The sequence below is a fragment of the Thermodesulfobium sp. genome (assembly GCF_053498235.1).
Genome location: NZ_JBRCUV010000026.1, coordinates 1 through 22,470, shown reverse-complemented (window position 1 = coordinate 22,470; position 22,470 = coordinate 1). Strand labels below are relative to the sequence as shown.

Below are 22,470 nucleotides of genomic sequence, written 5' to 3'. Positions count from 1 at the left end.
TATCTTAAGTATTTTTAATCTTTTTCTGATAGAATACTACCATGAGATTAAAAATTTTGCTAATATCTTTTTTATTTTTATATATATCATTTTTCTTTATTTTTAAAGCTCAGGCAAATGCTGTTGGCCAAAAAAGTGCTGTAATTTTACCTTATCTTGCCGAGACTACGTTTTTAAACGAAGACCCAGGATATTCTGGATCGCAAATAAGAGCATTTGACTCTACACTTCCTGGCTATTCACTTAAATATTTAGATACAGATGATGTAGAGCTTCTAGACAAAAAATTTAATGGAATAAATAAAGAGTTTATTATGTCTTGTGCATATCTAGCATTAGGTAACGTTACCAGCGATGATATTGTAATTTTACCCATTATCCATCTTGTTGACATCGTTACACTTCCCAACTTGATTTTGGATAAGTATGAAATTAATGTTTGGCTTGAAATTAGGATTTACAATGCTAAAACGGGGGATTTAATTTATGGAGTTTCACAAAGAAATATAAAGACCTTCGACGCTGGTCCTATAAAATATTTGCCGGGTGGTTTTCCACAAAGATTTAGAGAGATTCAATATTTTAAATATTTACATAGTGAAATAGAAACCGCATTAAAACCTTTTCTATCCGGAACCAGAGTATTGAACGCACCTTATTATCCTCTTGGGAAAAAGATTCCAGGGATAATACCCTCTATTATAGTTTTTCCTCCTCAAGCAAAGAATGGTATATATCTTGCTTCTTATGAAGAAATTCCATTTCCTATGAGAATGTTCGTAGATTCTCTAAAAGAATACAAAAAAGACGTTGTGCTTTTGTCTTTCCAGGATGTAGCTGCATTTAATCCTGCAGATATGTCTAGTGATGCAAGGGCCTTTATAGCAACCAAAATGGGATTTAAACCTGAAGAAACCCTGTTTTTACTTACTACGATATCCCATATCCCTAACTTTCCACAACCTCTTTTATTACCTCAGCCTATTGCCTCAAGCCCAGGTGCAATTCTTGATCTTTTGAGTTTGCCATCTTTTGGAGGATCTTGGTGGATCGGGCGTTTTCTATCAATTTCCCCAAAAAAGAAGATTTTAATGGATGTGGACTTTAAATTAATTGATGTGGAAGGTAAAACGATATGGTCAAAAGATTTTAAGAAAAAAATATCATTTCATCTACATCAAAATGAAACGTGGGTTACTAGAAAGCAAATTCTTTATGAGGAGGGGAAAGTTCTCTCTGATCTAGTCCCCGAGATTTGGCCTGATATAAATAATGCTCTTAATAATTGGCCATCAGAATAGCATTCTTTATTTTAAGTGCAAACTAACTCTTCGATATTAAATAATTTAAAATTCTGTTCTTTTGTATCAATACAAAAATTATGATACTTGCAATTTTGAAACAAATATTTGATAATGTGAATTAAAATACTTAATCTTCAGGAGGTAACAAAAGTTGATTCAAAACAAGCATTATTTTTTCACCTCGGAATCTGTAACAGAAGGCCACCCTGACAAGATAGCGGATCAAATTTCAGACGCTATTTTAGATGCAATTATAGAAGATGATCCAACAGGTAGGGTTGCTGCTGAGACTACTGTAGCCACTGGTCTTGTATTGGTTGTTGGACAAATTACAACAAAGACATACGTAGATATTCCTAGTATTATTAGGAAAACGGTAAAAGAGGTTGGATATACGAGAGCGAAATATGGATTTGACAGTGAAACGTGTGCTGTTTTGACGTCAATAGATCCACAATCTCCTGATATAGCACATGGGGTTAACGTGGCTTTAGAAAAACGTGGTGAAAAAGTTAGTGCGCCTGAAGAGGAGCTTGGAGCAGGAGACCAAGGAATGGTGTACGGTTTTGCGTGTGATGAAACTGAAGAATATATGCCGCTTCCAATTACACTTGCGCATAATCTAGCTAAGAGACTTGCTTTTGTGAGAAAAAATAGAATTATTCCATTCTTGAGGCCTGATGGTAAAACCCAGGTTACTGTAGAATATGAAGGTTTTAAGCCTATAAGAGTTGATACTGTTCTTATTTCTGCACAACATAAACCTGATGTTGAAAATGAAGAGATAGAAAGAGAGATTATAGAAAAGGTTATTATGCCTGTAATTCCTGAGAATCTGAGAGATGATTCCATGAAAATTTTAATAAATCCATCGGGTAGATTTGTGATTGGTGGTCCACAGGGTGATTCTGGTCTAACAGGAAGAAAGATAATTGTGGACACATACGGAGGTATGGCTAGACATGGTGGTGGTGCATTTTCTGGCAAAGATCCAACAAAGGTTGATAGATCTGGAGCATATTATGCCAGATATGTAGCAAAGAATATTGTAGCGGCAGGGCTTGCTTCAAGAGTCGAAATTCAGGTTTCATATGCTATAGGTAAGGCAAATCCTCTTTCAATAATGATTGACACATTTGGTACTAATAAAGTGCCAGAAGAGAGAATAGAGGAACTAGTTAGAGATATCTTTGATTTTAGACCAAGATCTATTATAAATCAGTTAGATCTTAGACGACCAATTTATAGGCCGCTTGCTGCTTACGGTCATATGGGAAGAGTTGACCTTGGAGTTACGTGGGAAAGATTAGACAAAGTCGAAGAGTTAAAGAAGGGATTAAATTAGTTTTATTTATTGAATATGTCTTTAATGTTCTTAAAAGAACTTTTTGCCCTCCTTTTTGGAGGGCATTGTATTTTATGTGACGACCTTAGTTTGGATTATGTTTGTAAAGGTTGTAAGGCATCCTTTGGAAGTGGACTTGAGTTTGTTTGCCCTCCATTTGATAAATCTTTTTCTGTTGGTATATATAAAGATAGATTTAAGGATTTAATAATAAAGGCAAAGTCAAATCCTATAGCAATGGAGGAGATATCAAAAATAGTTTTGAAATTTATAAATAACAAAAAGTTTGACGGTTTTTATATTTCTCCTATTCCTGATGATAAATTTGGACGCTCTCATCTGGATAAAGTTGTAAATACTATTTCAAAAAAGAAGAGTATACCAATATATAGGTTCCAGAAGATAAAGGAAACAAAAAAACAGCATCTTCTTTATTTTAAAGAAAGGCAACAGAATGTTGAGAATTGTTTTTATGCCGAGGCAGCACCAGAAAAGGTTTTGCTACTTGATGATGTGGTAACTTCAGGTGCAACTTTAAGAAGTGCTTATAAAGAATTGTCCAGATCAGGTTCTAAAGTAATCTTTTTTCTTACTTATGCAGTATCTCCGGTTTTTTGGCAGAATTATAAAGATTCTTCAATGTATAAATAATTTGCCTATTTGATAGACCAATGTGGATACGCTATATGATATGGTAAGTAGCATACAAATTTCAAAAACAGTCCACTTCATACCGTATTCTTGTATAAATACGCTAATGGTAACCATACATGGCACGAAAAGCAATATGAATATCATAAATGACAAAGCCGATAGTGGCGTGAACAAAGTTCTTAATCTATTCATAAGGCTTTCATTTTTTTCTTTCTCTTGAAATGAATTTATCGTAAAGAAATTCAGAAGACTTGTACCTGCTTCAATAAATGAATCTTTAAATTGTTCAATTACCTTTGAGGTGTCATCTGCAAAATTGTATTCTTCAGCGCTTTTTGCTTCAGTTGTACTGTTTTGTTCGCCCTCGAGTATCTGGCCAAGCGTTCCAATAACCGCCTCTTTTGCTACTATGCTGGGTAAAAGGGTTGCAACTGCTTCCCATTTGTCAAAGCCTGCGGGAGCGAATACAAAAGCAATAGCTCTTGATCCCTGTGCGAGATAACTTTCTCCTACAGGAGCATTATACGGCAGAGAATTTATGCTCCATACAAGTATCATTGTAAATAGTATTACAGAACTAGCCTTTCTTACAAAAGATTTTACCCTAAAACCTGTAAGTTTTAAAAGAAATTTTAAAGGAGGAATCCTATATGGTGGTAGCTCTAATATAAATGGAGTTGAATCGGTTTTCAAAGACGGGACAGCTAATTGTAATAGTATGACAAGTAATATAGCTATGAGTGCACCAAGAAAATATAGCCCAAGAATTATTAGTTCTTTAAAACTTTTGAAAAATGCAGCAGTAAACAAAAGATAAACTGGCAATCTTGCTGAACAAGACATTAGGGGTATCATAAGACCTGCAAGAAGCCTGTCTTTTTGAGAATCAAGGCCTCTAGTGGCATAAATTGCTGGAACATTACAACCAAAACCAAGTATAAGTGGAATAAAGACTTTACCGCTCAGCCCAATTGAACTCATTAACTTATCAATAAGAAAAGCAGCCCTAGTCATATAGCCGCTTTCTTCGAGTATCGAAATGAACAAAAAGAAAATTCCTATTAATGGGAAAAAGCTTATTACTGAACCCACGCCACCTATGATAGCTTCCTTAATAAGGGACTTAAATATGTCTGGTAAAAACCAGAGTAAATAGACTACATATTTTCCAATGTAATCGTTTATAAAATAGCTGGTAAAATCTACAAATGGTTTTGACAGATCGAATGTAAGTTTGAATACTATAAACATCATAATCAAAAAAAGCGGTAAACCTAGAAATTTGTTTAAGAGTATCGAGTCTATTTTCTGAGTTAAATCGTAGGAGTCTTTATGTTTCACCAAGATCTTCTTACATATTGAGGATATGAATTTATATCTTGATTCAATATATGTGCTGTTGTCGACAGTCAAATCCAAAATGCTTTTATCGATGAGTTTTTTATTAATCAATTCGTTGATCATCTGATTATCTCTTTCTAGTACTCTTGCTGCTACAAAAGATAACGGATATCCTAATTGATCTTTCTTGTCTTTCAACATCTCTTTGATTTGCTTGAACTTTTTATCAAGTGATTCTTCGAAGAGTATATTTGGCAATGTTCTTTCATTAATAGCTTTGTATATTGCTTCTTTAAGAGCATCTATGCCGATTTTTTTTACTCCTGATGTAGGAACTACTTCAACCGACAATAGATCCTTTAGTTTTTTAATATTTATTTCTGTTTTATTTTTGACCATCTCATCAAAAAAATTAAGGGCTATTACCATAGGTATTTCAAACTCTGATAACGCAAAGGTTAAAAAAAGACTCTTTTCAAGTTGGTTGCTATCTACTACATTTACTATTAAATCAGGTCTCTCGTTGATTAAAAAATCTCTTGTTATTTTTTCTTCTAAAGAAAAGGGATTTAATGAGTAGGCTCCTGGCAGATCTACCAAAGAAAACGTCTGATTATTTATAACAATATTTGCTTCCTTTTTTTCAACAGTAACTCCAGGCCAATTGCCGACTTTTAAGTTCGAACCAGATAGGGCATTTATAAGAGCTGTTTTGCCTACATTAGGGTTCCCTACAAACGCTACCTTTATAGAATTTTTTTTTAAAACGTCTATTTGTCTTCTTCTATGACGATACCTGAACATACTGAATTCCTTAGTGATATGTTTTGACCGTTAACACAAATATGTATAGGGTCTCCCAGTGGTGCCTTCCTAATCATGTGAATTTTGCCTCCCTTAACTATTCCCAGTTCTTGCAACCTTCTTGCAAGCTTCTCATCTAGTTTTATATCAACTACCCTATACCTTTTGTTTTTTAATGCTTTATTGAGAACCATTTTTTTCCTCCTTAGAAAGATTTTCTAGGTCGCAACAGTTAAAATTCTTTGTTTTGCATGATTTGTTGGGGCAACTATCACAAATAGTCTTTCTTTTGGAAAAGATTTTATACAAAACAAACAAAGAAACAAGGCCTAAAAGCAAAATAAACAAAATATCCACAATATTCCTCCAAAGTTAGTTTTAACTAACATTTAAAGTTTAATATAGCTTATAAATCTTGTCAACTGATCAGAATTTTTAAATAGTAGCTTATTAGAAAAAGCAACAATTCTAGGATTCCATGTGCAGCAAATGTCTTAAATTAAAATATATAATCACTACAATGTATAGGGATTTATTCTAAAATAAATCTAATCTTATTTCATTTATAATATATAATGTAATCAATGTAATTGATAGCTAACATTTACTATAGGCTAAGAAACTTTAAAGAGTGTTGGAGGAGAAGTTTTTGAAGAGCGTAAAGATCCTTTCGTTTTTCCTTGCAATATTGTTTTTCTTTGGGAGGGCTTCATTTGCTGAGGCGCCAAATGTGAAGGCTGATCAGGTTTATCTTGATTTTGGAACTGGTACGTGGGTGGCCGATGGTAACGTTGTAATTACTTATAAAGATTATGAGTTTACGGGTGAAAAGGCTGAATATTATCCTAATAAGTCAGTTCTAGATCTTTTCAACGGTAAATTAAGTGGCAAAGACGTTAGTTTTTTTGCGAAGAAGATTATTTTAAAGAAAAAGAACAATAAAACTCAAGTAGAGGCTTTTAATGTTAAAGACGGGATTTATAAACAATATTCCTTTTCTTGCAATGAGCTTGATTTGTTTGATGATTTGGTTACTCTGGTAGGAGACGCATCGATAGGTTCTTCTACATCTAAGATGACAGGTGATAAGTTTTCTATAGATTTAAAAACAGGAAAAGTTGAAGGAACAAACATAAAATCATCTAATGTTGAAACCTCTTCAAAAGAGGAGTCTGGTAATTCAGCAGAAACCACTACAAATATAGGGCAATGAGAATTCTTTTTAATAAACTTTTTTGGTCTTACATATTAAATGATTTTTTGCCATTTTTTTTCTTTGGTTTGCTTGCCTTTTCTGGCTTAATGTTAGCAGGTGAATCAATGAGAACTATAAAGTTAGTTGCCGACAATCAGGGTTCCTTCTTAACAGGGGTAAAGTTGGCTGCATGTAGTGTGCCGTATTCAATAGCCTTTGCTTTTCCTATGGCTACGCTTTTGGGTGTATTGATGGCTGTGTCCAGGATTTCATCGAATTGGGAGCTTGTAGCTTTAAGATCTGCAGGCCTATCTATTTTTAAGTTTTCACTGCCCTTTATGGTAATTGGTGTTATTTTTTCTGCTGTTTCTTTTTTTACGTTTGAAAAGCTAGCATATCCTTTGTTGAATACAAGCAGATATATTATAGCAGGAGAATTAAAAAAGGAGCTTAATACAGAAAGGCAAAATGTTTTATTTAAATTACCACCTGACAATCCCAAACCAAAATTTATAATCTTTGCAAAAGAATATAAACCTGCTACAATGTCTTTAGAAGGAGTGTATATTCAAGAATTTGATAACGAATTCTTGAAGAGAACTATATACGCTAGTAATCTTGAATTTTCAGGCAATCGTTGGGTGGCATCAAAGGGGCTTTCTTATGAATTTTCAAAGGATGGAATTATTGTGGGTAGGCTAGATTTTGAGAAATTGATTGTTCCGCTTGGAGTTCTGCCTCAAGCTATAAAGACCTTACCGGCAAAAAAGCCTAGGGATATGAGCTTTTTTGAATTGCTTAGCTATCTCTCAAATTCCAAAGATATCGTTGATAAGTCCTTATACGTTGATCTCTACAACAAAATCTCGCTGCCATTTGCCTGTTTTGCATTTGCGTGTATAGGGGTTGCTTTTGGTATTGCTACAGATAGAAAATCATCTGTCTTAGGTTTCGGCATTGCTATAACCACTGTGCTTGTATACTATCTAATTTTTAGTTTGCTAACGACATTAGGTTATATGAACTATATTCCTCCTTTCATTGCATCATTTGGCGCAGATATTTTGCTTACGATTTTTGGAATATTTATGGTTGTCAAGTGGGACACTTAGAGTTTGGTTTTTATTTTATACCGATCATCCTTATTCTGAGTGCAGTAGTTGCTTATATAGCAGACAAATTAGGAAAAAAGGCAGGCAAAAAAAGGCTTTCTATTTTTGGATTGAGACCAAAATATACCGCAACCTTTATGTCGGTTAGTTCTGGAATATTGATAGCTGCAATAACCATTGTTATTATGTTATCTCTTTCTCAGAATGCTAGAATAGCTCTTTTTGGTCTGCAAAGTTTAAAAGAAGAAATTTCTGCTCTAACAAAGGAAAGGAATAATTTAGCTCAAGAGAAAAACAGACTCTTGGAAGAATATAGTAAGAGCTCTGTCGAATTGAAAAATCTTAAATTCGATTTAAATAACGTCAATAAAGAGAAACAGAAGCTCATTTTAGATACAATAAATCTTAAAAAGGAAAATCAACTGGCACTTTCTCATATAAAGGAAATGGAATATCAGAAATCTTTGCTAGATGAGAAGATAGCCTCCCTGAATTCTGAAAAGGAAAGTCTATTAAACGATATTAGTTCATCAAGGGCATTGTTAGATAAGCTCAAAACGTCTATTCAATCCCTCAGAACTGGCAAACTTCAATTTGAAGCACATCAAATAATTGCTCAGACAATAATACAGGGGGGAGATAGATCAGTTTGTGAAGGTGAACTGAATGATTTTATACAAAGAACAAATGCAATTCTTGCTAATGAGTTGGGTTTAGGAAGTACAGAAACTGTGCTTGTTATACCAAAACAAAATGTGCTTGATTCAATAAATACGATGGCGAGAAATGACATTCAATTTGCAGTAAGAATACTATCTGAGGGTAATGTAGTAGTTGGCGAAAAACATATTCTTGCCTCTCTTCAAGTTTTTGAAAACACTCTTGTTTTTAGAAAAGATGAAACAATAGTATCTACTGAGTTAGATCCAAATCTTGATAGCAATTTGCTTCTTGCTAAGCTCGGGCTTTTACTACAGGAGACAAATCATGTAGCAAAGCTAAGAGGGATTGTACCCGATCCTTTAACTGGAACTGTTGGAAACGTATCATATCCTGTTTTATATAATGCAATAAGAAATATAAAAAATTTGTCATATCAGGGGAAGGTTAAAGTTAGTATCCTTGCTGCGGAAGATACTTATGCTATTGGGCCTTTGCATATTCGGATTGTGGTTGATTAACTATGAAACCCTTTAGTTCTACTTTTTTTATTTTTCTAACTTTTCTTGTCCTTTTTTCCTTTCAGAGAGCTTATGCAGGGGATATATTGGTTTTACAAGTAAGCGGCGCAATAGATCCTGTTGTTGCTAGATATATAAAGAGCGGTATAGATAGTGCAAATACCAGAAACATGTCACTTGTTGTGATAGAGCTTGATACACCTGGTGGCCTTGATCAGTCTATGAGAGAAATAGTACAGTCGATCTTGACATCGAAAGTTCCGGTTGCTAGTTATGTTTACCCTTCAGGTGCAAGGGCTGCATCTGCTGGTACATTTATTGTAGAAGCATCATCTTTGGCAGTAATGTCGCCAAATACTTCGATAGGGGCTGCGCATCCAGTTATGATTGGTGGTGGAGGAAATGATAAAATTTTGCTTGAAAAGGCAGCTCAGGATGCAGCTTCATATATCAGGAGTCTTGCAAAGATCCATGGGAGAAACGAAAACTGGGTTCAAAACTCAGTCCTTAAGAGTCAAAGTATAAACGATTCAGAGGCACTTAAAGAACACGTAATAGATATTATAGCTAATGATCTAAATTCTCTTGTTTCTCAGGCAAATGGCAGAACTGTTATAGCTAATAATGCTAAAACGACTCTAAATTTAGAGCCTAATTATGTATATTACAAGATGTCATTTTTCGAATATTTTTTACATCTTATATCAAATCCGACTGTTGCGAGTATATTAATAATGATTGGAATCTATGGGATCATTTTTGAGCTTGCAAGTCCAGGATTAATTTTCCCAGGAGTAATAGGTTTTATATGTATAATATTATCCCTTTTTGCGCTCGGAAATATCCCCTTTAATGTAACAGGACTGATCCTTATAGGTTTTGCTATTGTTCTTTTTATAACTGAGATATTTGTTCCATCTTTTGGCATTTTAACTGCAGGCGGTATAATAAGTTTAATTTTTGGGATGTTCATGCTTTTTGAGCCCTCCGAAAGATTGGGCTATCCATCAGCTCTTACAGTTGCAATTCCTGCAGCTTTATTAACTAGCATATTAATAGCTATACTCTTTTATCTTGTTCTTGGTACTAGAAGAAAAAAGCCTTTTGTAGATTCTTCTTATGTTATAAATAGGGAAGTTGAAGTGAAAGACGTTAGAGAAAACGGCCGATTGCTTTTAGTTTTTTTTGATGGAGAACTTTGGAGTGCAAAACCAGTAGATTCTGAATCTTATAAAGTTGGCGATACAGTAAAGGTGGTTGGAAAGGAAGGTATCCTACTTAAGGTAAAAAGGGTAGAAAAGGATTAGTTTATGTAAGTTAGAACTCAAATATTATTGAATGAGGAGGTTAATATGTACGAGATTGTGAGGTTTGCTTTTAGTTCTGTTTTGATTTTCATTTTGCTTGCAATATTTGTAATTGCGATAGTTTTACCAAGCGCTATAAGGATTACTCAGGAGTATGAAAGAGGTGTTGTCTTTAGGTTAGGTAGATTTGTTGGGGTTAGGGGACCTGGTCTTATACTTTTGATTCCATTTGTTGAAAGGATGGTAAAAGTAGATTTAAGAACTATTACAATGGATGTTCCGCCGCAAGAGATCATAACTAAAGACAACGTCCCAGTAAGGGTAAATGCGGTAGTTTATTTTAGGCTTGTTGACCCAGAACTTGGCGTGCTTAAGGTTGAAAATTTTGTAAGGGCTACTTCTCAAATTGCGCAGACTACTTTAAGATCAGTTTTGGGACAATCTGAACTTGATGAAATGTTATCTCAAAGAGAGGCTATAAATCATAAGCTTCAGCAAATCATAGATGAGCAAACTAATCCATGGGGAATAAAGGTAAGTGTGGTTGAACTTAAAGATGTTGAAATACCCCAAGAGATGCAAAGAGCTATAGCTAAACAAGCTGAAGCAGAAAGACTTAGAAGGGCTAAGGTTATTATCGCTGATGGAGAATTTCAGGCCTCAGAAAAGCTCAAGCAGGCTGCCGAGGTTATGGCTCAAAATCCCTTGACTATTCAACTTAGATTTTTGCAGACGATTGCCGACATATCTCCAGAGAGGAATACGACTACTATACTTCCTATTCCGATCAATTTATTAAGCCAGATTTTTAGTGGTGCCAATCTAAATAGCACAGAAAAAGAGAATAAGTAATAAATAATACAAATTCTAGTTTCGTCTATTAATAAATTAATAAAGTTTCATAGGGAGGATGATGATGCAGCAAGAGCTTATTGATGTAATTTTAAAAAGACGTTCTCATAGGAAATTTTTGCCCGATCCTGTTCCAAGAGAAGATGTTGAGAAGATTATATATATTGCTACTATGTCTCCTTCTGCTACTAATTCTCAACCTTGGGAGTTTGTGGCTGTTTATGACGATTTTGTGAAGGAGGAACTTGCAAGTGCAGTTTTAAAAAAGCTTGAATTTTTAGCATCTACTCTTGATAAAGAAAAAGATTCCAAGCAGATCAAACTTATTTCAAAATCGACTTTTTATTTTACTTTTTTTAAAGAAGCACCTGTTGTAATATTTGCTATTGCAAAGCCGTATAAATCAGTAATGGATTTTATAAATGAATACTTTATAGAGGAGGATGAGCCGCCATTTGCTTATGAAGCGTCAATACAAAGCGTTGCTGCAAGTGTCTTACAGCTTCAGATTGCTGCACACATATTTGGCTACGGTAGTTGTTGGATGACCGCACCAAATATTGCTAGAAAGGAAATGGGTAAGATTCTTAAAATAGGAGAAAATGATAAAATTGTTGCTACAATTCCCTTAGGAAAACCTGCGGTAAAAGATCTTGTTCCACCTAGGCGAAAAAGCGTTAGCGAAGTGCTACGTTTTATTTGATTTTATATATAATAATTTTAGATAAAGTATTTTAAATTAAATCAATCCGATACCGATTGTAGGAGGTTCCCCTTGACTTCAGATGACATTAGACGTCTTTTTTTGAATTATTTTAAAGAAAGAGGCCACACAGTATTGCCGAGCTTTTCTCTTGTTCCCGATGATCCAACTATATTGTTTACAATTGCAGGCATGGTTCCATTCAAACCATATTTTTTAGGGAGAGAAGAGCCTCCATTCAAGAGGGCAGCGACTTCTCAAAAGTGTTTAAGAACTAATGATATAGAGGAAGTTGGTAAAACTGCCAGACACCATACGTTTTTTGAGATGCTTGGCAATTTTTCTTTTGGGGATTATTTTAAGGAAAAAGCTATTCCATTTGCGTGGGTTTTCGTTACAGAAGTTTTGCACCTTCAAAAGGAAAGGCTTTTTATAACAATTTATAAGGATGACGATGAATCTTATGAGATTTGGCGATCTTTGGATATTCCTGCTGAAAAGATCTATAGATCGGGGGAAAAGGATAACTTTTGGTCTGCTGGCCCTGTAGGTCCATGTGGACCTTGTTCTGAGATTTATTATGATAGAGGAGAAGATTTTGGTTGTAAGAGACCGGATTGTTCTCCTCTTTGTGACTGTGATAGATTTTTAGAAATTTGGAACCTTGTCTTTATGCAGTTCAATAGAGATGAAAGTTCAAATTTACTTCCTCTTAGTAAAAAAGGTATAGATACAGGAATGGGTTTAGAGAGAATAGCCTCAGTATTACAAGGGAAAAATTCAAACTATGAGACAGATTTAATTTATCCTATTATTGAGAAGCTGTCTTCCATTATGGGTTTGGAATATAGGGGTAAAGGACTAGTTCCTTTGAGAGTTATGTCTGATCATTTAAGGGGTGCTGTTTTTGCAATTTCTGATGATGTAATGCCTTCAAATGAGGGAAGAGGCTATGTTGTAAGAAGACTGCTTAGGCGAGCCCTTACATTTTCACACCTTGCTGGTTATCAGGGGGCATTTATATATAAAGCGGTACCAACGGTTTGCGATATATACCGTCAGTCATACCCTGAACTTTTGGAAAAGCAGGATAAGATTATTGATGTTATAAGGTCGGAGGAAGAAAAATTTTCTCAAAGTCTTAAAGAGGGGATAAGTATGCTTAATAAACTAATGCCCCAAATTAAAAAAGATGGCATAATTTCTGGCGAAATTGCATTTTTGCTTTATGATACCTATGGTTTTCCAGTAGATTTAACTAGAGAGATGACTGCAGAATTTAACATAGATGTTGATATAGATGGATTTAATAGATTGCTCTTGGAAAGGAAAAATTTATCCAGACAGGGTTCTCAGTTTGTAGATGAAGTTGTAAACACCTCATTTTCTACAGAATTTGTTGGTTATGATAATACCAGAATTAGTTCTAAAATACTCGGAATATACAAAAATAATGTTGAAGTGAACAATCTAGTGGATAAGGAAGAAGGTTGTATTGTTCTCGATAGAACCCCTTTTTATCCCGAAAGCGGAGGGCAGATTTCAGATATTGGTTACATAAAAACAAAAAACGCGGTCTTCAAGGTTGTAAACGTACAAAAAGAAAGGGATGCGATCCTTCATTTTGGAAAAGTAGAAAGTGGTATTTTTAGTAGAGAAGATTTTGTTGAGGCAGAGATTAATATAGAACGTAGGAAACTTGCTTCGCATAACCATACTTGTACTCATATACTACACGCTGTTCTTAGAGAGAAATTTGGAGAAACGGTTAGCCAAAAGGGTTCTTATGTTTCTGATGAAATATTAAGATTTGATTTCTGTTCAAATGCTTTATCTGATGAGGAAATAGCTGATATTGAGAGAAAAGTAAATAAAATAATAATGGAAAATCATAAGGTAACTGTTCAAGAAATGAAGCTCGAGGATGCAATTAAGTCGGGTGCAATAGCTTTGTTTTCAGATAAGTATAAATCGGTAGTAAGAGTAGTAAATATTGATAATGTTTCCTCAGAATTGTGTGGTGGAACTCATGTGAAAATGACAGGAGAAATTGGGACTTTTGCAATAGTAAAACAAGAATCTATTGCAAGTTCCGTTAGAAGAATTGAAGCATTTACGGGAATTAAAGCCTTGCAGTATTTTCAACAAAAGCGTGACGATCTTGATAAAATAGATAAAATCTTGGATGCAAGTGGTTCTCCTGTAAAGAAATCTGTCTTAATTATAAAAGAAATAGATGAAATTAAAAAGTATCTTAAGGAAACGACTATGAATTTTTTGAAGTTAAAGGCTAATACTCTAGAACCAGAAGAAGTTGGAAAATTTTATTTAATTGTTGAAAATTTAAATGTTCGTACAAATGAAGACCTGCTCTTTTTCATAGATGTTGCCAGAAATCGCTTTGATAATTTAATTTTATTTGTTTATTATACGAATAATCGAAGTGCTAATTTTGTGCTTTCAGTTTCTGATAGACTGTCACAAACTATTGGTGCAAACGAGCTAGCAAAAATTATTACGAAAGTTACTGGAGGTGGGGCAGGAGGAAAGAATAGGGTTGCACAAGGTGGAATAAAAGATCTAGGTAAGCTAGATTCTGCTATTAAAGCTTTAAAAGATTTTTTAAGGTTGCTATAAAAAATAAACCCCCGAAGCTATATGTTCGGGGGTAGAAAGATCTATTTTCTTATTCTACAACATAAACAGGACAGCAAGATGCCTTTACTACTCTTTCTGGTACTCCTCCAAACAAGAGTCTTTTTATACCCTTAAGCCCTCTGTTTCCAATAACAATTCGCACTGGTTTTATCTTTTTTGCAACTTCGCATATTATTTCGCTTCTTTCGCCAAATCTTACAAGTCCAACTGCCTCAACGCCTTCCGATCTAAGATAGTCTTTCGCTTTAGCTATCTCACTTTCTGCTTTTTTAAATAACTCTTCTTCAGCGCTAGGGTTATATACACCTAGGAAACCAGAGCGCTCAACTATGTTCAGAAGGTAAACAACAGCATTATTCGATCTTGCGATTCTTGTAGCCTCTTTTAAAACAGATTTATCTATCTGAAAATTCTTAAAGGCTACCAAAACAGACCTCCGATCCATGTCAAACGCCTCCTAAAAATATTTGTTAAGTTTATTATATCATTTTAAATAATTTGTAAATACCCCTTGTTTATTAGAATTTCTTTTAGGTTCAGAAAACAAAGTTATTTATAGATAAAATTAGTGAAATTTGAAAAATTTTTAGTAGTTGACTGATCGGTCAGCATTTACTAAAATAATACTCTATTAATATAATTTTGGATTCTTCAGGAGGAATTATGTCAGAACAATTGAAAGAAGAAAATAAAACTAAGTTTAGATTTTCAAGACCTCAGATAAAAAAGCCTAGTAAAAAGATATTTCTTATATTTATCTTAATTATTCTGGTAGTTGCTTCTCCTTTTGTGTATCAAAAAGTAGTATATTCTCTTACTCATCAAAGCACAGACGACGCTTATGTTGAAGGTACGTATATTTATATTTCACCTCAAATATCTGGCAAGATAGTAGCAGTTAATGTAGAAAGATATCAAGAGGTTAAAAAGGGTCAAGTTCTTGCTGAAATCGATACTGCGGACTATACAAATGCGCTTAACCTTAATGAGGCTACATTAAAAAAGGCTGAGGCTACTATTAATGAAATCGAGAGTTCTGAAAAACAAGCAGAAGCTGCTTTACAGCAAGCAAGGGATAACTACTCGTCTGCTAAGGCTGAGGCAGAACTTGCACAAAAGGAAAAGACGAGGTATGAAGATTTATACAAACAAGACGCTGTTTCTGCTGATGTTTATGATACCTATGTTACCAAGGAAAAGACTGCAATAGCTGCAATGAAAGCTGCTGAGAAGGCTGTTAATCAAGCTAAAGCTGCTCTAGATACTATAAGAGCAAAAAAGGTTACAACGCTATATGCTATTAAAGAAGCTAAGGCAAACCTTGATCAAGCACTTATAAATGTTAGGAGAACAAAAATTTATGCTCCGGAAGACGGTTACATTGCGAAAAAATTTGCAGAAGTAGGGAACTATGCTGTCCCAGGCCAAACACTGTTTATTTTAGTAAAGAAAAATGATTTGTGGGTTACTGCAAACTTTAAGGAGACTCAGCTTGATAAAATGAGAGTAGGTCAGAAGGTTGATATATACGTGGATGCGTATCCAGGTATTAAGTTTGAAGGTCATGTTGAAAGCTTTCAACCGGGTACAGGAGCAGTTTTTAGTCTTTTACCACCCGAAAACGCTACAGGCAATTTTGTAAAGGTGGTCCAAAGAGTGCCTGTGAGAATAGCAATAGACAGTCCTTACGATCCAAAGCATCCTCTTTATCCAGGGCTTTCTGTAAATCCTTACGTAGATACGGGATTTTGAATATTCTAAGTCAAGTTAGATTAAATGATAGACAAGTAATTTTTTGTCTATTCATTTTTCATCTTCTATTATTCGAAAAATTTTAATTTTCTAACTACTTAAACGTTTAAATTTTAAGGATGTGAAAGGATAATTAATAATGTCTAAGGAAACAGCCCCAAAAAATAAGTGGATGATAACTATTACTATAATGTTAGGCACCCTAGTAGCAGCTCTTGATACTAGCATAGTAAACGTCGCACTTCCTAACATGAGAGGGTCTCTTGGCGCGTCGGTTTCTGAAATTACGTGGGTGTCAACTGCGTATATGCTGTCAAACGTTGTTATAATGCCAACTATAGGATTTTTGAGCGACCTGTTTGGCAAAGTAAGGTTTTTTACTTTTAGTGTGGTTATTTTTGGAATTGGATCCTTTTTGTGTGGACTTGCATGGAATTTAGAGTCTATGATAATTTTTAGAATTATTCAGGGGATTGGTGGTGGTGCTCTAATTCCTATGTCACAAGCAATCCTCAGGGAGACTTTTCCGCCAGAAGAGCAAGGTAAGGCTATGGGTGTTTTTGGAATGGGAGTTGTGCTAGGTCCTGGCATCGGGCCAACTCTTGGTGGTTATATAACTGATAATTACAGTTGGAATTGGATTTTTTATATAAATATGCCGTTTATAATATTGAACCTTATAATGATATCTCTCTTTTTAAAGGAATCGCCTGACCGTAAAAGACATGTCGGTAAAATTGACTATATTGGTCTTATGTTGATGACAGTAGGCCTTTCTACTTTACAGATAATGCTTGAAAAAGGACAAGAAAACTCGTGGTTTGAGTCTGACTTTATAGTAAAGCTTGCTATTATTAGTGCTATTTCTTTGATAGCTTTTGTAATATGGGAATTGAAGACTGATCAGCCTGTCGTTGAGTTAAGGGTTTTAAAGGATATATCTTTTACGAGCGCTACTCTACTTGGAGGTATTTTTGGGATGGGATTGTTCGGAAGTCTATTTTTACTGCCAATGTTATTCGAAAATGTTCTGGGATATTCAGTAATGGAATCTGGTTTGGCTTTGATGCCGAGAAGTCTAACTATGGCTTTTGCGATGCCCATTGCTGGAAGGATATATAATTTTATAGGTCCCAAGAAGATGATCTTTATTGCTACAGTTCTGGCTGCAATAAGTTTTTATCCTCTTACAACGATGAATCTAAATACAAATGCTTGGGATATATTAATTCCTCAAGTAATTCAAGGGGTTGCCTTTGCCTTTATTTTTGTATCTTTGAGCACTGCAGCGCTAATGACTGTTGAGAAAAGGTTTATGTTTGGTGCATCTGGTCTCTTTAATCTTATAAGGACTGTATGTGGTAGTATTGGAATAGCGGTTTTTGCTACTATGCTTGAAAACTCCACTACGATAAACAGGGCATATATGGTAGAGCATATTGTTACAAACAATCCGTTTTATACTCAGAGCTCGTTAATTAGCCCTGCTACCACTTCTCCAACGTTAAGTACTTGGTTTGCTGATCTAAGCGGGGCATTAATGATGAATGGCGGTTCTACTCCTGCAGACTTGCCAAATAAGACCTTTGCACTTCTAAGCAATTACATTGATCTGCATGCCGCTATAATGGCTTTCAATTCAACATTTTTTGGGATATTTTTTCTATTTATTATTGCTACCTTGTTTAGTCTTCTTATTAGGGATACACGACCTCATAAGCTAAAGGATAAGAAGGACTCAAGTGTTAAGGAAAGTGTTATAGAGCTTTAATGAAAAAGGGACATTCAGAACACTTTGGCCTTTTTTTACAAAATTCTTTTCCAAGTTTTACAATTAAAGCGTGGTATTCTTTGAAAAGTTTAATATCATTAGGTAGGTTTTTCATAAAAAGAGTTTGTGACTGATGGTATCTGTTCTTTTTGTTACCAAAAAATTTTATATTTAACCTTTCAAGCCACCTTAAAGTATATGTATCGATTACGAATGTTGGATATTCGAGTGCATAGAGAAGAATAGAATCGGCAGTTTCATAGCCAATCCCCTTTATTCCCAATAGTAAATTCCTTGCTTCGTTTAGGCTTAATTTTTTCATTTCTTCTATGCTGTGAAAATTTTTGTGTATCTCTAGTAAAAGATTTTTTAATCTTTTGGCTTTTAAATTGTAGTAACCTGAAGGTTTAATAAGCCTTGCAAGCTCAACTTGATCTATTTCAATTAGCGCTATAAGGTTTATGAGATTATTTTGTTTAAGATTAAATATAGCCTTTTCAACGTTTTGCCATGAAGTGTTCTGGGTAAGAACTGCCCCAATTACAACTTCCAAAGGACTATCTGCTGGCCACCAACCTTGAGGGCCAAAAAAATTATATAAAATTTTATAATTCTCTAAGAGATCGATTCTTTTGTTAATCAAACCTTGTACTTTAGTAAACTCTCAATATACCTCGCTATGACGTCAACTTCAATATTTACAAGCGAGCCTACCTGCTTATCAGCGAGAGAGGTCTCCTTTATGGTTAATGGTATAAGCGCCACATCAAAAAAATTTTCTTTCAAATCAGCTATGGTCAAGCTTATTCCATTTATGGCTATAGAACCTTTGTGCGCTATATACTTCTTTAACTTTGGAGGATATTCTACTGTGAGTATGGTATTTAACTTTTCATTCTTAAGGGAAGTTATTTTTCCTACAGCATCAACATGACCAAGCACAATATGTCCTCCGAATCTTGAGTCATGTTTCATTGCTCTTTCGAGATTTACCCTCATTCCACTTTTAAAATGCTTGAAGGTAGTAACAGAAACAGTTTCTTTTGAAATATCTGCTTCAAAAATCTTCCCAATTATTTTTGTTATTGTTAGACAAACTCCGTCAACTGATATAGAATCTGAAACCTTTAAATCGTCGAATTGTTTATTGAATGCGATTTTTATTTTATAGCCTTGTCCTTCTGGGAAAAAGGAGATTACTTTGCCTACATCTTCAATAATGCCTGTAAACATTTTGCACTATTTACTCTTTTACTGATTGGTACTCTTTTTTTAAATTGTTTGCGAGAAGACACTCATTGCATCCAATCACAAAGGCCTTTAGCGGTTCTCCCCCTTCAATTATGAGCTGATAACTTGAACCTGATGGTAAAAGAATTGACATATCTTTTTTAACATGATAATCAATTTCGTTTATTTTTACTTTTAAACTACCATTCAAAACAACAATTATTTCATCGCCTACTTCTGTGTCAATTATAATTTCTTCGCCTGGTACGCCCTCGTACAGATGTAAAGATAAAAAGTGGTTTCCATCAGTGTTTGGAGAAAACACTATCTTTTTGTTTATACCGTTTTTTCTTTCAAAAGCAAGTTTGTTTAAATTTTTTAGTCTTGGCAACATTCATTTTACCTTTACTTTATAGAATAATTTGGTACCATGCACAAAAAGGTGCAAACTTTTGTGCCAGTATTTTTAACTGTGTGGAATTCACCGGGTTTTATAAAAATAAATGAGCCTTCGTGCACCTTTGTTTCTAAGCCATCTGAGACAACTGTTGCCTCTCCTTCTAGAACAAACATTTCATGTTCAAAGTTGTGTGAATGGGCAGGACTCTGACCGCCTGGTTCAATAGTAATCAATCTCATGGCAAAATTTGGTGCGCCATCTTCTGGCGTTATAAGCCATCTTATGCTTGCACCTTTTGCACCATCTACGTCCATTTTCTTATTTTCTACTTCACTAAAATTTCCAATTTTAGCCACTATACCCTCCAGAATATTTTATTTTAAGATATTATCCTTAAAGAAAGGCAAAATATACATTAAAAAATTACTTTGTTCTAAATTTGTTCTTGAAGAAGCTCCAACTATTTGATCTAAGATGCTTTTATTGTTTAACTTTTCTAATGTAATCGTTTTTGCACCTAATAGGCTTTTCATATAATCTATAGTATCGTTTAACGTGCCAAGTTCGTCAATCAAACCGAGTGATTTTGCCTTTGCTCCAGAAAAAACTCTTCCATCTGCAATAGTTTTTAGTTTATCGAGTGGAATATTTCGCCTTGTTGAAACATCGTATAGAAATTGGCCATATGAATCTCCGATGAGTCCCATTAGGTATTCCTTATCTTTAGGAGTAAGTGATCTGAATATAGAGCCTGTATCTTTGTATTCTCCTGTTTTTAAGGTTTCCTCTTTTATGCCAATGTTTTTCATAAGTTCGTGAATATCAAATATATTGGCAATTACTCCTATGCTTCCAGTAAGAGTAGAAGGCAAAGCAAAAATTTTGTCTGCAGCTATAGATACATAGTAACCACCTGACGCGGCTACATCTCCCATGGAAACAATAATGGGTTTTCCTGTGCTTTCTTTGTAGTTCATCAAGGTTTCAAAAATTTCTTGGCTAGCGCCTACTGAGCCGCCTGGACTATTTACTCTTAATAGTATACCTCTGATGTATGGGTCAGATTTCGCCTTTCTTATCGCTGATGATACGGACTCGCTTGTTTGATCGTTTATTACTCCGTTAATTTCAATATAACCAACTCTTACGCCAGATGGTTTAAACTTTGCTGATATATAGCCCAACGAGAAGGTTACAATCAAAACGAAAAGAAAAATAAAAGCTAGACTAAGCCTTTTAAACATTTTTTGCTCCCTTCAAATTAGTACTCTCCTCTTCTACTTTCCTTTTCTAACGTCCTCTTTTTAATGCTTTCACGCTTGTCGTATAATTTTTTACCCCTTGCAAGTCCAACTTGAATTTTTGCTTTTCCTCTGTGCCAATATAATTTCAGGGGAATTAACGTCAAACCCTTTCGTTTTACAGTATTATATAATCTCAGTATTTCTCCTTTATGGACAAGAAGCCTTCTTTTTCTTTTCGGATCAGGATTAAATATATTACCCTGCTCATAAGGAGATATGTGAAAATCATATATCCAAAGTTCACCATCTTCAACTTGGCAATATGAACCAGAAAAGGAGGCTTTGCCAAGACGTAAGGACTTTACTTCTGTTCCTACAAGTTCTATTCCTGCTTCAAAGGTCTCTAATATTTCATATTCATAACGTGCTTTTCTATTTTCTATTGTAGGGGAATAGTTACTCATCTTACAACCGATAAAGTAGCCTGACCCATAGCATATAATATTTTTCTATCTATACTTTCTATTTGAGATTGTACGTATATTAAACGACCCTTATTTTCAGTTACTTTTGCAGATACTAGTACATATGTATTTATAGGAATCGGTTTTTTAAATTTTACTATTAATTGAGCTGTTACAACATTATGTCCTAGCTTCACTGCGGCCCATGTGCTTAATTCGTCCAAAAGGGTTGTTATTATGCCTCCATGCGCAATGTTATTCCAACCCTGATGATTTTTTTGAAAGTGAAAGGTTGTGTATACTCCCTCTTCGTTTTGATATATCTCAAGATGTAACCCTAACGGGTTGGCTCTTCCACATGCAAAACACCAATCATCAGCTATTAACATAATTCATTTAGATTAACCTTTCTCCGATATGTAAAATTAAGATTAAACAAAATAACCTTTGTGCACCCCAGCTTCGACAATAGAGATACAACCGCTTTCTGTAAGTACAACTCCTGCAAGGGGTACTTACGGCACCCGGTCTGACCGCTTACCGTTGCTACCTTCCGGTCCTGGCGGGGTTCACGGTAGCACCGTCGCGTAAGGCCTTGCTATCAACATTGCACTTTACAGTGCTGCGTTACATCTCTAAGCCTCGGCTGGGGAATTAGGCCCTGCTATGGCGGATTGCAGGTACAGGGCACCGCCAGCTCCCCGCTTAGCACATTAATATTCTAACATGAAGTGAAGGGAAATATATTATGTTTTAAATATTAATTAAAATATAAGACATATGCTTGATATCTTTTTGTGGATATCTTTCACCCTCTTTGAGCGTGTATAAAAATTAATTTAAAACTAATATATAAGTAGTAAAATTAAAAAATTAAAAGAGTTTGTTAATTTGTACTTTAAGGAGGGAGAAATAGGATGGATTTAATTAGCAAAGCTTTATTAATGGGGCTTGGTGTTGTTGATATTACGAGAGAAAAGGCTGAAAGGCTAATTGATGATTTGGTTAAAAGAGGAGAAGTTGCAAGTGAAGAGAGGTATTAGATACAAGTAATTAATCTCATAGACAAATATTGACACAAATAGCCAAAAATGTATAATATAAAAATATGAAACTATCAACCTGGGCAAAGAAAATGGGGATAAGTTATCGT

The 22,470-nt window shown here is 34.7% G+C and carries 24 protein-coding genes and 1 other RNA gene; 13 read left to right on the top strand and 12 right to left on the bottom strand.

Annotation, left to right across the window (positions count from 1 at the left end):
• Positions 1–56: 56 nt before the first annotated feature.
• From ACWIUX_RS02930 to ACWIUX_RS02920, 3 genes are all read left to right on the top strand, one after another.
• Positions 57–1,301, top strand: a complete 1,245-nt coding sequence (locus tag ACWIUX_RS02930; protein ID WP_448589232.1) for a hypothetical protein — start codon at positions 57–59, stop codon at positions 1,299–1,301.
• Positions 1,302–1,455: 154 nt separating this feature from the next.
• On the top strand, positions 1,456–2,649 hold the full coding sequence (gene metK / locus ACWIUX_RS02925) for a methionine adenosyltransferase (protein ID WP_448589231.1): 1,194 nt from the start codon (positions 1,456–1,458) through the stop codon (positions 2,647–2,649).
• A gap of 24 nt (positions 2,650–2,673) precedes the next feature.
• A complete protein-coding gene (locus ACWIUX_RS02920; protein ID WP_448589230.1) occupies positions 2,674–3,300 on the top strand; it encodes a ComF family protein in 627 nt (208 codons plus the stop codon).
• Here ACWIUX_RS02920 and feoB read toward each other — a convergent pair.
• The 3 genes from feoB to ACWIUX_RS02905 are packed head-to-tail and all read right to left on the bottom strand — an operon-like array spanning position 3,286 to position 5,805.
• On the bottom strand, positions 3,286–5,448 hold the full coding sequence (gene feoB / locus ACWIUX_RS02915; RefSeq protein WP_448589229.1) for a ferrous iron transport protein B: 2,163 nt from the start codon (positions 5,446–5,448) through the stop codon (positions 3,286–3,288). The two genes, ACWIUX_RS02920 and feoB, sit on opposite strands and share 15 nt — an antisense overlap.
• Positions 5,415–5,642, bottom strand: coding sequence for a FeoA family protein (locus tag ACWIUX_RS02910; RefSeq protein WP_448589228.1), 228 nt, complete (start codon positions 5,640–5,642; stop codon positions 5,415–5,417). The genes feoB and ACWIUX_RS02910 overlap by 34 nt, the downstream gene beginning before the upstream one ends.
• Positions 5,629–5,805: a hypothetical protein gene (locus ACWIUX_RS02905; RefSeq protein WP_448589227.1), complete on the bottom strand. Its 177-nt coding sequence runs from the start codon at positions 5,803–5,805 to the stop codon at positions 5,629–5,631. Before ACWIUX_RS02905 ends, ACWIUX_RS02910 begins: the two co-directional genes overlap by 14 nt.
• Before the next feature lie 292 nt (positions 5,806–6,097).
• On the opposite strand from ACWIUX_RS02905, the gene ACWIUX_RS02900 reads away from it, so the two are divergent.
• The 7 genes from ACWIUX_RS02900 (at position 6,098) to alaS (ending at position 14,435) form a co-directional block, all read left to right on the top strand.
• Entirely contained in the window at positions 6,098–6,661 is a 564-nt protein-coding gene (locus ACWIUX_RS02900; RefSeq protein ID WP_448589226.1) for a hypothetical protein, read from the top strand.
• Positions 6,658–7,755: an LptF/LptG family permease gene (locus ACWIUX_RS02895; protein WP_448589225.1), complete on the top strand. Its 1,098-nt coding sequence runs from the start codon at positions 6,658–6,660 to the stop codon at positions 7,753–7,755. The genes ACWIUX_RS02900 and ACWIUX_RS02895 overlap by 4 nt, the downstream gene beginning before the upstream one ends.
• Positions 7,743–8,936 carry a DUF3084 domain-containing protein gene (locus ACWIUX_RS02890; RefSeq protein ID WP_448589224.1) on the top strand — a complete coding sequence of 398 codons (1,194 nt, stop codon included), beginning with the start codon at positions 7,743–7,745 and terminating at the stop codon, positions 8,934–8,936. Before ACWIUX_RS02895 ends, ACWIUX_RS02890 begins: the two co-directional genes overlap by 13 nt.
• Positions 8,937–9,022: 86 nt before the next feature.
• The gene (locus tag ACWIUX_RS02885; protein WP_448589223.1) at positions 9,023–10,243 is read left to right on the top strand and encodes an NfeD family protein; all 1,221 of its coding nucleotides are present in this window, start codon (positions 9,023–9,025) and stop codon (positions 10,241–10,243) included.
• Positions 10,244–10,288: 45 nt separating this feature from the next.
• Positions 10,289–11,095, top strand: coding sequence for a slipin family protein (locus tag ACWIUX_RS02880; protein ID WP_448589222.1), 807 nt, complete (start codon positions 10,289–10,291; stop codon positions 11,093–11,095).
• Positions 11,096–11,159: 64 nt separating this feature from the next.
• The gene (locus tag ACWIUX_RS02875; RefSeq protein ID WP_448589221.1) at positions 11,160–11,798 is read left to right on the top strand and encodes a nitroreductase family protein; all 639 of its coding nucleotides are present in this window, start codon (positions 11,160–11,162) and stop codon (positions 11,796–11,798) included.
• Between the two features lie 72 nt (positions 11,799–11,870).
• On the top strand, positions 11,871–14,435 hold the full coding sequence (alaS, locus tag ACWIUX_RS02870; protein ID WP_448589220.1) for an alanine--tRNA ligase: 2,565 nt from the start codon (positions 11,871–11,873) through the stop codon (positions 14,433–14,435).
• Between the two features lie 49 nt (positions 14,436–14,484).
• Here the strand turns inward: alaS and ACWIUX_RS02865 are convergent, their stop codons facing one another.
• The gene (locus ACWIUX_RS02865; protein ID WP_448589219.1) at positions 14,485–14,901 is read right to left on the bottom strand and encodes a universal stress protein; all 417 of its coding nucleotides are present in this window, start codon (positions 14,899–14,901) and stop codon (positions 14,485–14,487) included.
• Between the two features lie 218 nt (positions 14,902–15,119).
• Between ACWIUX_RS02865 and ACWIUX_RS02860 the strand changes: the two genes are divergently transcribed.
• Positions 15,120–16,208: an HlyD family secretion protein gene (locus ACWIUX_RS02860; protein ID WP_448589218.1), complete on the top strand. Its 1,089-nt coding sequence runs from the start codon at positions 15,120–15,122 to the stop codon at positions 16,206–16,208.
• A gap of 139 nt (positions 16,209–16,347) precedes the next feature.
• A complete protein-coding gene (locus ACWIUX_RS02855; protein WP_448589217.1) occupies positions 16,348–17,979 on the top strand; it encodes a DHA2 family efflux MFS transporter permease subunit in 1,632 nt (543 codons plus the stop codon).
• On the opposite strand, the gene ACWIUX_RS02850 is transcribed toward ACWIUX_RS02855, so the two are convergent.
• From ACWIUX_RS02850 to ffs, 8 genes are all read right to left on the bottom strand, one after another.
• Positions 17,966–18,622: an endonuclease gene (locus ACWIUX_RS02850; RefSeq protein WP_448589216.1), complete on the bottom strand. Its 657-nt coding sequence runs from the start codon at positions 18,620–18,622 to the stop codon at positions 17,966–17,968. The two genes, ACWIUX_RS02855 and ACWIUX_RS02850, sit on opposite strands and share 14 nt — an antisense overlap.
• Positions 18,619–19,212, bottom strand: coding sequence for a riboflavin synthase (locus tag ACWIUX_RS02845; protein ID WP_448589215.1), 594 nt, complete (start codon positions 19,210–19,212; stop codon positions 18,619–18,621). Before ACWIUX_RS02845 ends, ACWIUX_RS02850 begins: the two co-directional genes overlap by 4 nt.
• Positions 19,213–19,222: 10 nt before the next feature.
• The gene (locus tag ACWIUX_RS02840; protein WP_448589214.1) at positions 19,223–19,603 is read right to left on the bottom strand and encodes a cupin domain-containing protein; all 381 of its coding nucleotides are present in this window, start codon (positions 19,601–19,603) and stop codon (positions 19,223–19,225) included.
• An 11-nt stretch (positions 19,604–19,614) separates the two neighbouring features.
• Positions 19,615–19,965, bottom strand: coding sequence for a cupin domain-containing protein (locus ACWIUX_RS02835; protein ID WP_448589213.1), 351 nt, complete (start codon positions 19,963–19,965; stop codon positions 19,615–19,617).
• An 18-nt stretch (positions 19,966–19,983) separates the two neighbouring features.
• A complete protein-coding gene (sppA, locus tag ACWIUX_RS02830; RefSeq protein ID WP_448589212.1) occupies positions 19,984–20,853 on the bottom strand; it encodes a signal peptide peptidase SppA in 870 nt (289 codons plus the stop codon).
• A 17-nt stretch (positions 20,854–20,870) separates the two neighbouring features.
• A complete protein-coding gene (gene smpB / locus ACWIUX_RS02825) occupies positions 20,871–21,317 on the bottom strand; it encodes an SsrA-binding protein SmpB (protein ID WP_448589211.1) in 447 nt (148 codons plus the stop codon).
• Positions 21,314–21,706: a PaaI family thioesterase gene (locus ACWIUX_RS02820; protein WP_448589210.1), complete on the bottom strand. Its 393-nt coding sequence runs from the start codon at positions 21,704–21,706 to the stop codon at positions 21,314–21,316. The genes smpB and ACWIUX_RS02820 overlap by 4 nt, the downstream gene beginning before the upstream one ends.
• A 58-nt stretch (positions 21,707–21,764) precedes the next feature.
• An RNA gene (gene ffs, locus ACWIUX_RS02815) (signal recognition particle sRNA large type) lies at positions 21,765–22,031 on the bottom strand.
• Between the two features lie 203 nt (positions 22,032–22,234).
• Between ffs and ACWIUX_RS02810 the strand changes: the two genes are divergently transcribed.
• Positions 22,235–22,360, top strand: a complete 126-nt coding sequence (locus tag ACWIUX_RS02810) for a hypothetical protein (RefSeq protein ID WP_448589209.1) — start codon at positions 22,235–22,237, stop codon at positions 22,358–22,360.
• The last annotated feature ends 110 nt before the right edge of the window (positions 22,361–22,470 follow it).